Raw genomic sequence first — 11,183 nt, 5'->3', positions numbered from 1 at the left:
AATACAAGTAATAGAATATTAGTACCTGAAGCACGTCAAGCTTTAAATCAAATGAAAACTGAAATAGCAAGTGAATTAGGTATGGCAAATTATGAATCAATGGATAAAGGTAATCTTCCATCTAGAGAAAATGGTTATGTTGGTGGAAATATGACAAAAAGATTAGTTGAAATGGCTCAACAAAACATGAGTGGTGGAGGAACAACTACTAGATAAGTAAATATATTAAAAAAGATAGGTCAAAGACCTATCTTTTTTAATTCCTTTTTTAATGTTAAAATTCAATTTCACCTTTAATTTTTAGTCCTATTTTCAACTTTAATTTTTAGTTCAAGTTCTCTTCTGGTGAAAAGACTCTTTGGCCTAATTCTTTGTCTATCATATATAAGCCTTCTGCTTTTTCCTGTACTCTTTCTAAACTTGCTATAATATCTTTCATCATATTTTCTTCCTCTATTTGTTCATCAATGAACCATTTAAGAAAACTAATAGTAGCATGTTCCTTTTCTTCCATAGCTATATCCATTAATTCATAGATCCTACCTGTAACAAATTTTTCATGTTCTAATGCAGCCTTAAACACTTCTAGTGGTGAACCAAAATCATTTTCTGGTTCCTCTAGTCCCAATATTTTCACTTTTCCATCCATTTCATTGACGAAATCAAAGAATTTCATTGCATGAAACTTTTCTTCTTTAGCTTGCTCTAAGAAAAAGTTAGCAAATCCACTTAAATCTTCCCCTTCACAGTAAGCAGCCATAGCTAAATAATAATGGGCTGAATAAAGCTCATGCTTTATTTGTAAATTTAATTCCTCTAATAACTTTTCCGACAACATATAATTACCTCCTTATTTTTATCAGCATAGTAAATATACCCAATTATTTATTAAATAATCTATGGATCAAACTATAAAATTTTATTTGGTTAATCCATTAAAAAAATATCTAATTTTTTATAAACTTCATAACCAATATTATCAGTTATAGGCATGTTATGATCCTTAAAAAATTCAATTAATGCTACTTTCATTCCATCTCCATAAATTCCATCAATAGTTCCTTCATAATACCCTTTTTGTTTTAACCTTTTTTGGACTTCTTGAACATCTGAGCCTCTATGACCAGGTTTTAATGTTCTAAACCCATTGGCAAAAGGACCATAAGAGCCATTAATAATTGTAACTCTAGTTTCATAATCAACTAAAGAATATAATTCTTCCACATCCTTATTTCTCATTCTGATACAACCTTGAGATGCATCGTATCCAATTGACTGAGGTTTATTAGTCCCGTGAATACCAAACTTTCCCCAGGGCACATCTAAACCTAGCCATCTAGAACCAAAGCCTCCTCCCCATTTTCCCTTTTCAACAATTTTAAAGGTCCCTAAAGGCGTAGGAGTATCAGGCTTTCCAGTAGCTACAACATATTCCTTTAATATTGCATCCGTATCTATATCTATTAAATATAATGATTTAGTATTTACATCTATTAGTATAACTAGATTTTTATCTTCATAATTTAAATAAACTCCCTGTTTTTCATAATTTATATCCCTTTTGGTTTGCTCAATATGGATATAATGTCCCAATACAATAACTACTAAAGTTAAAGTAAAACTAAGGAGTATAATCCACACTCTCTTTTTCACCTAAACTCCCCCCTCATCTATTATTTATATGCTATGTATTTTATAAATAAAACTAAAAGAAAACCTATTTTTTATATTTTTATTGTTTGAAAAAGTATACTTTTTTAGAAAATAAAAAATCTACATATTTCAATAAATATGTAGATTTTTATTTTCTATTCTCTTTTTAAATTTAAAACAAATATACCTAGAATTACTAATATAAGGCCTATAACTATATTTAGAGTAAAAGCTTCATTTTTTATAAATATCGCCGATAGAATAGAACCAAATATTGGTATAAACAGTCTATATATAGAAACCTCTCCTGCTTTATTATACTTCAATAATATATACCATAGTACAAAGGCAGTAGCAGATAGAAACGCCGTATATAGTAGAAGCATTAAAGAAAGTCCATCAAAAATAAGGTTGCTGCCTTTCATACCTATTTTCCCTACTAATAATAACAATAGTGATCCTGAAAACATTTGGCCACCAGTTAATAATATTGAATTTATTCTACCAGAAATATCCTTTACATAAATAGTTGCAATTGCACTAACTAATGCAGATATCAGTAAAAACCCTTCTCCAATAAATTCAAAATTTAAATCAAAACCTTTATTCATATTTACGACAAGAACTCCAACAAAGCCCAAAATAAGGCTAATAATTTTTCTTTTATTGATTTTATCATCAGAATATAAGAAATGAGCAGCAATTACTACAAAAAAAGTACCACTAGCCTGTATTATTGCACTTTTTATACCTGTTGTATTTGCTATGCCAATATAAAAGAAAAAATATTGCAGAGAAGTCTGCAATAATCCTAATAGTATTATAGGTTTTATAGATTCTTTTCTTACACTTATATCTACCTTAAAAATAAATTTCCCATATAAAAACACAAGTACTGAAGCCAAAAAAAATCTAATTCCTGCTAAATATATTCTTGAATATATATCAGTTATCTCCAAAGCTAATCTTTCATAACTAATTTTTAATGCAGGAAATGCACTTCCCCATAGTGCTGTACATATAAGAGAAATAATAAGAATATTTCTTTTTTTAGTAAATGTTTTTTCCATATGCATCTCCTTCTATGTAAAAATTTCCTAGAAAGCTATAATTATTCCACCATCATTAGCATAAGCAGAACTTAAGCCTGCAGTTTCTACTATTATAACCTCTTTGAAATTATACATTTCCTCTATTTGTTTTTTTAACTTTTCTGCTTTTTCAGGAGCATTACAATGGGCTATACCTAATATCTTTTCTTCTAATTTTTCGCCTTGTTCCCCTATTACTTCAACTAATCTCTTAAAAGCCCTTTTTTTCCCTCTAGTTTTTTCCACTAATCTTATTGTGCCATCATCATTAGCTCCCATAATAGGTTTAATTGATAATATTGAACCTATATGGCTTAAAAGTTTACTAATCCTACCCGCCTTCACTAAATTATCAAGAGACTCTAGTACAAAGAAAGTCTTCATATCTTCTATATACCCTTCTACTTCTTCAATTATATCAAATTTATCAAATTTCTTTTCTATCAATTCATTTATCTTCATGCTTATCAAAGTTTCGCCTATAGATGCACTTAAGGAATCAAATACATGGATAAACTTTTCTTTTGACTGTTCAAGAATAATGTCTTTTGCTAACATTGCATTATTATAAGTACTGCTTAAAGCTGATGATATTGTTACTACAAAAATATTTTCTCCCTTCTCATATTCCTTCATAAAATCATTTGGAGATGGACTTGCTGTTTTCACTGGCTCTTTACTATTTTTCATATCTGCTAACAATTTTTTTGTGTCAATATTTTCATCATCTACATAAGAGTTTCTACCTACATTGATCTTTAAGGGTACTAATCCAATATTTAGCTTTTTCTTCAAAGCTGGCGTTAAATCACAACTACTATCTGCAACAATTTTATTCTTCTCCAAAATTATCACTCCTTAACCTTAAATTATATACAATAAATTGAAATTATAATCTTATTTTTTAAAATAAACGTATGATAATCGTATCATTGTCTTTTTTACATGTCAACCGCTTTGACAATAGGGTAAATTATGTCTTTACTTTAACTTAACGTTAAGGTGGTTTAAATATAAATTAAATTTGCCATAAGGTTCATCAATAACAATAGAAACTATATAAATATAATCTATTTTAATAAGGAAGTAAAGTCCTATATAATTAGTATAGATTGATATTTTTTTCATAAAGGGGAGGTTAAAAATGGATAGTAAAAAGAAGATATTTATATCCGGTGGTATTCTTGGATTGATAGGTGCTATTTTAATGAAGTTTGGCAATCCAGGAAATATGGGAATTTGCGTGGCTTGTTTTTATAGGGATATAGCAGGTGCCTTAGGACTGCATAGAGCAGAAGTAGTACAGTATATAAGGCCTGAAATAATTGGTTTTATATCTGGAGCTTTAATTATTTCAATATTAAAAGGTGAATTTAAACCTAGAGGTGGATCAGCTCCTATTATTAGATTTACATTGTCAATCTTTTTAATGTTTGGTGCATTAGTATTTTTAGGTTGTCCTTTAAGAATAATTTTAAGACTAGGAAATGGCGATTTAAATGCATTGGTAGGTCTCTTAGGATATATACTAGGCATATACATAGGTGTCCAATTCCTTAAAAAGGGCTATACTTTAGGAAGAAGTTATGAACAAACAAAAACCTCTTCTTACATTATTCCAGGACTAGCCCTAGTATTACTAATATTACTACTTGCAAAACCAGCATTTATCTTTTTTAGTACAGAAGGACCTGGTTCAATGACAGCTCCTATAGCTCTTGCTTTAATACTAAGTATAGTAGCTGGTATCATACTACAAAGAAGCCGTATATGTACAGCTGGGGGTTTTAGAGATCTTATACTTATAAAAGACAATTATTTCTTTTGGGGTCTTATTGGAATCTTTTTATTTAATTTAGTAGGTAATTTAATACTTAATTTTGATACTTTCAATCTTGGTTTTTCAGAACAACCAGTTGCCCATTCAGAACATTTATGGAATTTCTTAGGCATGATTTTAACAGGTATTTGTTCAATTTTCCTTGGTGGTTGTCCATTAAGACAAACAATACTTGCCAGTGAAGGAGATTCAGATGCTGGAATTACTGTATTGGGATTAATTGTTGGAGCAGCCTTAACTCATAATTTTGATATTGCTTCAAGTCCAAAAGGAGTTACAACGAATGGAAAAATAGCAGTAATAATAGGATTGATTGTCGTCCTAGCTATAGGATATAGTGTTGTTAAAAATGCTAAACGCCAAGAAGAAAAGGAGGCAAAAGAATATGTCTAAAATTATAGATGCTAGAGGAAGGTCTTGTCCTGAACCTGTAATAATGACTAAAAACGCAATTGATTCTTTTCCTAATGAAGAGTTAGAAGTTTTAGTTGATGCAAAAGTAGCAGTAGAAAATATAAAACGCTTTGCAAAAAGTAAAGGATATGATATAAAAGTAGATAGTAAAGGAAATAAATTTACTTTGCATATTAAAAAATAGGTGGAATACAAATGAAGAATTATTATTGTGTAGTTACTTTTCATACTACCCAGCAACCTTTAGTTTTTGAAAAAGCTTTAAAAAAAGAAGGTTTAGATATAAAGCTTATGCCAGTGCCTAGGCAAGTTAGTTCTAGTTGTGGCATTGCTGCCAAAGTAGACTGTGAAAAGAAAGAAAAAATCTTTGCTATATGTAAAGAAAAAGACCTTGAAATAGAAGGAATTCACAAGATTATAAAAAGTAAAAATAGCAAACGGTTTTTTAACCGATAAAAATGAGAGGAAAATCCTCTCATTTTTTATTTCCTTCTAATATTTAAACTAATTCTTTCTATCGTATCCTCATTAAGTATTATACAATAAGTAAACAATATACCTACTGTATAGCCTCCTATTATATCTGTAGGCCAATGGACCCCTAAATAAATACGACTATAGCCAATTAATCCAATGAAAATAAAATTTAATATCCATAGCATAATATTTTTTCTATTGTTTAATTTATCCCTAGTAAGTAAATAAGTAATAATAGTGTAAAAAGTCATAGAAACCATAGCGTGGCCACTAGGAAAACTGTATCCACTTTTTTCTATTAAAAAATACTTTATAGGTCTAGTTCTTATATAATAATATTTTAATAATGTATTTATCCCAAAACTACCTATAGAGGACAATATTAAAAAAGTAGCACTAACCCAATTTTTCTTTTTAACCATGAACAATAAAATAAGTAACCCTACTGGGAGTAAAAATTTATATGAACCAAAAAAGGTAATTATCTTCATAACTTTTGTTTTAATAGGAGTAACATTTTCGTCTACCTTTTTTAAAATCTTCTCATCAAAATATATACCTTCTTTAGATCCCTTAACTTTATGCCCAAGAGAAACAAATACTATTATAAGTATAGCAACTGCAATTAATTTCATATATTTATTCTTCATATTACACCTCCAATATATTATATAGTGGTAGATATCTATACTTTAAAGTGCTATTAAACTTTCTATTATATATATCTAATATTCTACCTATTCTTTTTAATCTACTATTTAGAAAATCTTTTAATAATTTGATTGTTCAATCATTTAGTTATTTAATCCATACTATAATATCCTATTTAATCTAATTCTTGTAATGTCATTATCCCTTAAACTTCTAATCTCTATTTACTTTCAACTTCTCTTATAATAGTGTATATCCTCCTATTTAAATGTCAAATGGATTATTCAGTATAGAATTTATTATTATATCTAGTAAATTAGCTATGGTTACCATCTTATCTCTAGATATATTTTCTAACTTTAGGCCTTATACTTAATTTAGCATCATGAATTGGAAACCTAAACTTAGGGCTTTAATTATTTTATTCGATGAAGGTTTGTTTTATTAAATACTTCCATAATTATAATAAAAAAATAAAAAGGTAGCAAGTTTTTTGCTACCTTTTTATTTTTCTCTTTTACTTTATTTTCTTTTTTCTTTTCTTTCTCTTTCTAGTCTTCCTCTTTCTAGGTGGTGCTATATGAATAGCTTGCCCTTCTAAGCCTAAAACCGCCTCATAAAAGGCTTCGCTTAATGTTGGATGAGCATGTATAGTATTAGCTATATGTTCTATGGTTAAACCATTAGATATAGCCAAAGCCCCTTCATGTATTAAATCATTAGCATGAGGTCCTATGATATGAACCCCTAGTACCTTATTGTCTTCATTAGAGGCTATTACTTTTACTAATCCATCTGCCTCACCTAAGGTCAATGCCTTTCCATTGGCTGCAAACATAAATTTACTTACTTTGCATTCAATTCCCTTTTCTTTAACTTCTTCCTCCGTTAGACCAACATGGGCAACTTCTGGAAAACTAAATACACAGTTTGGATAAATATCTAAATTTATAGTAGGTTCTAAACCCATTATCTTTTCTACAGCATATACTCCTTGAGCTGAGGCTACATGAGCCAATTGAATACCAACATCATTTACATCTCCAATAGCATATATACCGTCTATATTGGTTTCAAAATGCTCATTAACTTCTATGCCTTTATATGAATGTTTTATTCCTACTTCATCTAGGTTTAATCCTTCAACAACAGGCCCCCTACCAGATGCAATTAGAACTTTATCTCCAATTACATCTATTTCCTTATCCTTATTTTTATATTTTGCAGTTACTCTTAGCTTATCTCCATCTTTAACTATTTCCTTCGCTCGAATATTCATATAAACATCTACACCTCTTTTTTTCAAAAGAGGAGTAATCCTTCTACGGATTTCCATATCTGCATTTTTAAGCATCCTTGATGCTAATAATATTACATTTGAACCTAAACCGTTATAAATACTTGCAAATTCTACTCCTATTACCCCAGCACCTACAACTATTAATGTCTCTGGTATTTCTTCCATTTCTAAAAGGTCATCACTAGTTATTACACCCTCTAAATCTATACCCTCAGTCTCCGTCATTGTAGGCCTTGAACCTGTGGCAATAATAATATTATCCGCTTTAATCTCCTTAATTTCTCCATCTTTTAGCTTTACTTCAACGTTTCTATCATCTATTAAAAGGGCTCTCCCATCATAAAATTCTATATTTTCATAAGAAGATATAAGGGTTTCTATTCCTCTTACTAATTGATTAACTATTTTATTTTTATTTTCTTGCAGGACCTTTCCATCAATTTTAGGATTTTCCACTGTTATGCCAAATTTTTCACTATTAGTTATTTCACCGAAAAGTTCGGCATTTTTAAAATAAGTTTTAGTAGGGATACAGCCTCGATTGAGGCATGTTCCCCCTACTTCCCTATCCTCTATTAAATGTACATTTGCTCCTAATTGAGCTGCTCTAATAGCTGCCACATAACCTCCAGGACCTGCCCCTAATATTACTATATCTTTAGCCAAATATCGCACCTACCCTTCCCATTTTAATACTGGCTTTCTTGCTGCATGTACTTCGTCTACTCTCCTAATTGGAGCATTGTGAGGCGCTTCTTTTAGTTTTTCTGAATCTTCTTCAGATTCTTTTGCAATTTCTATTAATACATTAACAAAAGCATCTAAAGTTTCTATACTTTCAGTTTCTGTTGGCTCAATCATTAAGGCTTCATTAATAATTAGTGGGAAATATACTGTTGGTGGATGGAAACCAAAATCTATCAACCTTTTAGCTACATCCATTGTAGAAACTTCTAAATTATCTCCTTTTAATCCACCTAATACAAATTCATGTTTGTATATCGTATCTATTGGTAAATAATAATGTTCTTTTAATTTTTGGCCTAAATAATTAGCATTTAATACAGCCATTTGACTAGCTTTTTTAAGTCCATCTTTACCCATAGTTAATATATAGGTATAGGCTTTTACTAATACATTAAAATGGCCATAGAAATCTTTAACTTTACCTATACTTTTTGGTATATCATAGTCCAAATAATATCTTTCTTCATCTTTTTCTACCATGGGTACTGGTAGGAACTCTATTAATTCTTTTTTAGCACCTACTGGTCCACATCCCGGACCTCCTCCACCATGAGGTGTAGAAAATGTTTTATGAATATTTAAATGAACTACGTCAAATCCCATATCTCCAGGTCTAGCAATACCCAAAATTGCATTTGCATTTGCTCCGTCATAATATACTAGTCCACCAGCATTATGAACTAAATCTGCAATTTCTTTAATTTCTTCTTCAAATAAGCCTAAAGTATTAGGATTTGTAAGCATTAAACCTGCTATTTCGTCATTTAAAACTGCTTTTAAGCTTTCTGTATCTACTAAACCTTTTTCATTTGATTTAACTTCCACAGTTTCAAAGCCAGCCATTATAGCAGATGCTGGGTTAGTTCCATGAGCTGAATCTGGAATAATTATCTTTGTTCTTTGGTTCTCTCCCCTATTTTCATGGTAAGCTTTTATAAGCATTAAACCAGTCAATTCACCATGAGCACCAGCTGCTGGTTGTAAAGTTACTCTATCCATACCAGTTATTTCTGCTAAAGCCTTTTCTGCTTCATACATTAATCTTAATGCACCTTGAACAGTTTCTTCTGGCTGATTTGGATGAATATTTGCAAATCCATCTAATCTTGCCATATCTTCATTAATCTTAGGATTATACTTCATAGTACAAGAACCTAAGGGATAAAATCCTGTATCTACCCCATAATTCTTATTCGATAGATTAGTATAGTGTCTTATAATGTCAACTTCATTAACCTCTGGTAAGTCTAATTCTTCATCATTTAAAAAATCTTCTGGAATTAAATCATTAACTGGAGTTTGATCCACATCGTTTTCAGGAAGCCTACTTGCAATTCTTCCTGGTTTCGATAGTTCAAATATTAGGTTATTATATTTTCTCATTTTATCCCCTCCAATACATCCACTAGATTATCAATTTCTTCCCTAGTTCTCTTTTCTGTAACACTAAAAAGAACTCCATTTTCGTATTGAGGGTAGTCTTTACCTAAAGAGTAGCCTCCTAGGATATTCTCCTCTAATAATCCCTTAGAAATATTTTCTGGTTTTACATCACTTGTAACTGCAAACTCTTTGAAAAATGGTTTATTAAATAATGGTTTGTATTTTCCAGATTCTATCATCTTATTGTATGCATAATGGGCTTTTTGAGTACTTTGAAGTGCTACTTCTCTTAAGCCTTTCTTTCCTAAAGCAACCATATATACTGCACTTGCCAATGTATTTATTCCTTGGTTAGTACATATATTTGATGTTGCCCTTTCTCTTCTTATATGTTGTTCCCTTGCTTGTAATGTAAGCACATAAGCTCTATTACCATCAGCATCTATAGTTTCTCCTACAATTCTTCCAGGTAATTTTCTCATATATTTTTTACTAGTTGCCATAAATCCTAAATAAGGTCCACCAAAGTTTAAAGCAAGTCCTAAGGATTGACCTTCTCCTATTACTATGTCAACTCCTAAAGATGCTGGTGTTTTTAGTATTCCTAAAGATATAGGATCCATACTTGCAATTAACATAGTCCTTTTTTGACTATGGGCTATTTCTTCAATAGCCTTTATATCTTCTATTATGCCAAAATGATTAGGACTTTCAACTATAACTGCTGCTGTGTCCTTAGACATTTTTTCTTTTAAATCTTCAACATCTGTAACCCCATCTTTTTCTTCTATTTCAATAATTTTTATTCCTTGGGTATGAGCATAGGTTTCAAGTACTTGTCTAGATTGTGGATTTACAGTTTTTGAAATAAGGACTTCTTCTTTTCTGCTTACATTTACAGCCATAAAAGCTGCTTCAGCTATTGCTGAACCTCCGTCATACAAAGATGCATTAGCTACGTCCATTCCTGTTAACTTGCAAATCAATGTTTGATATTCAAATATATACTGCAATGTACCTTGGCTAATTTCTGCCTGATACGGTGTATAGGAAGTGTAAAATTCACTTCTTGAAATAATATGATTTACAACTGATGGAATATAATGGTCATAAGCTCCTGCTCCTAAGAAGCAAGTGTAGTCGCTGATAGTTTTATTTTCATTGGCTAATTTTGACATATATCTAGTTACTTCTAGCTCTGACATAGATTCTTTTAAATCTAAATCTCTATTTAATTGTAATTCAGAATCTATATCTTTAAATAAATCATCAACTGTATCTACACCTACAACTTCTAACATTTTCTTTATATCTTCATCAGTGTGTGGAATGTAGGGATACATACTTAAGCCTCCTCATCTAAAAACTTCTTATAATCCTCACTTGACATTAAATTATCTAATTCACTTTTGTCTGCAACCTTAATTTTAACGATCCAGTTTTCATAAGGATCTTCGTTTAATAAAGCTGGTTCATCTAATAAATCTTCATTTACTTCAATAATTTCTCCACTTACTGGCATAAATATATCAGATGCTGCCTTTACTGATTCTACTGCACCAAGTGCCTCTTCTGCATCAAATTCGTCTTCTTCTTCAGGTAATTCTACATATACAATATCTCCTAA

At 30.4% G+C, this 11,183-nt stretch carries 13 protein-coding genes; 4 read left to right on the top strand and 9 right to left on the bottom strand.

The window, feature by feature from the left end:
* Positions 1 to 216: alpha/beta-type small acid-soluble spore protein (locus VK071_02295; protein HLR34140.1), on the top strand; the 216-nt coding region annotated here is incomplete at its 5' end.
* 109 nt (positions 217 to 325) lie between these two features.
* On the opposite strand, the gene VK071_02290 is transcribed toward VK071_02295, so the two are convergent.
* From VK071_02290 to VK071_02275, 4 genes are all read right to left on the bottom strand, one after another.
* Positions 326 to 838, bottom strand: coding sequence for a ferritin (locus tag VK071_02290; protein HLR34139.1), 513 nt, complete (start codon positions 836 to 838; stop codon positions 326 to 328).
* Between the two features lie 89 nt (positions 839 to 927).
* Positions 928 to 1,653 carry a L,D-transpeptidase family protein gene (locus VK071_02285; GenBank protein ID HLR34138.1) on the bottom strand — a complete coding sequence of 242 codons (726 nt, stop codon included), beginning with the start codon at positions 1,651 to 1,653 and terminating at the stop codon, positions 928 to 930.
* A 155-nt stretch (positions 1,654 to 1,808) separates the two neighbouring features.
* The gene (locus VK071_02280; GenBank protein ID HLR34137.1) at positions 1,809 to 2,723 is read right to left on the bottom strand and encodes a DMT family transporter; all 915 of its coding nucleotides are present in this window, start codon (positions 2,721 to 2,723) and stop codon (positions 1,809 to 1,811) included.
* Positions 2,724 to 2,750: 27 nt separating this feature from the next.
* Complete coding sequence (locus VK071_02275; protein ID HLR34136.1) at positions 2,751 to 3,599, bottom strand: DegV family protein; 849 nt, start codon at positions 3,597 to 3,599, stop codon at positions 2,751 to 2,753.
* Positions 3,600 to 3,888: 289 nt separating this feature from the next.
* Between VK071_02275 and yedE the strand changes: the two genes are divergently transcribed.
* The 3 genes from yedE to VK071_02260 are packed head-to-tail and all read left to right on the top strand — an operon-like array spanning position 3,889 to position 5,454.
* Positions 3,889 to 4,977 carry a YedE family putative selenium transporter gene (gene yedE, locus VK071_02270; GenBank protein HLR34135.1) on the top strand — a complete coding sequence of 363 codons (1,089 nt, stop codon included), beginning with the start codon at positions 3,889 to 3,891 and terminating at the stop codon, positions 4,975 to 4,977.
* A complete protein-coding gene (locus VK071_02265) occupies positions 4,970 to 5,182 on the top strand; it encodes a sulfurtransferase TusA family protein (GenBank protein ID HLR34134.1) in 213 nt (70 codons plus the stop codon). Before yedE ends, VK071_02265 begins: the two co-directional genes overlap by 8 nt.
* An 11-nt stretch (positions 5,183 to 5,193) precedes the next feature.
* Positions 5,194 to 5,454, top strand: coding sequence for a DUF3343 domain-containing protein (locus VK071_02260; protein HLR34133.1), 261 nt, complete (start codon positions 5,194 to 5,196; stop codon positions 5,452 to 5,454).
* A gap of 26 nt (positions 5,455 to 5,480) precedes the next feature.
* Here the strand turns inward: VK071_02260 and VK071_02255 are convergent, their stop codons facing one another.
* From VK071_02255 to gcvH, 5 genes are all read right to left on the bottom strand, one after another.
* Positions 5,481 to 6,125: a phosphatase PAP2 family protein gene (locus VK071_02255; protein HLR34132.1), complete on the bottom strand. Its 645-nt coding sequence runs from the start codon at positions 6,123 to 6,125 to the stop codon at positions 5,481 to 5,483.
* Positions 6,126 to 6,643: 518 nt separating this feature from the next.
* The gene (gene lpdA, locus VK071_02250; protein HLR34131.1) at positions 6,644 to 8,092 is read right to left on the bottom strand and encodes a dihydrolipoyl dehydrogenase; all 1,449 of its coding nucleotides are present in this window, start codon (positions 8,090 to 8,092) and stop codon (positions 6,644 to 6,646) included.
* 9 nt (positions 8,093 to 8,101) lie between these two features.
* Positions 8,102 to 9,556, bottom strand: coding sequence for an aminomethyl-transferring glycine dehydrogenase subunit GcvPB (gcvPB, locus tag VK071_02245; GenBank protein HLR34130.1), 1,455 nt, complete (start codon positions 9,554 to 9,556; stop codon positions 8,102 to 8,104).
* The gene (gcvPA, locus tag VK071_02240) at positions 9,553 to 10,899 is read right to left on the bottom strand and encodes an aminomethyl-transferring glycine dehydrogenase subunit GcvPA (protein ID HLR34129.1); all 1,347 of its coding nucleotides are present in this window, start codon (positions 10,897 to 10,899) and stop codon (positions 9,553 to 9,555) included. Before gcvPA ends, gcvPB begins: the two co-directional genes overlap by 4 nt.
* Positions 10,900 to 10,901: 2 nt before the next feature.
* Positions 10,902 to 11,183: glycine cleavage system protein GcvH (gene gcvH / locus VK071_02235; protein HLR34128.1), on the bottom strand; the 282-nt coding region annotated here is incomplete at its 5' end.

The organism is Tissierellales bacterium (genome assembly GCA_035301805.1).
Lineage (GTDB): Bacteria > Bacillota > Clostridia > Tissierellales > DATGTQ01 > DATGTQ01.
Note: the sequence above shows the minus strand (reverse complement) of the source record. Positions and strands in the feature narration are given on the sequence as shown.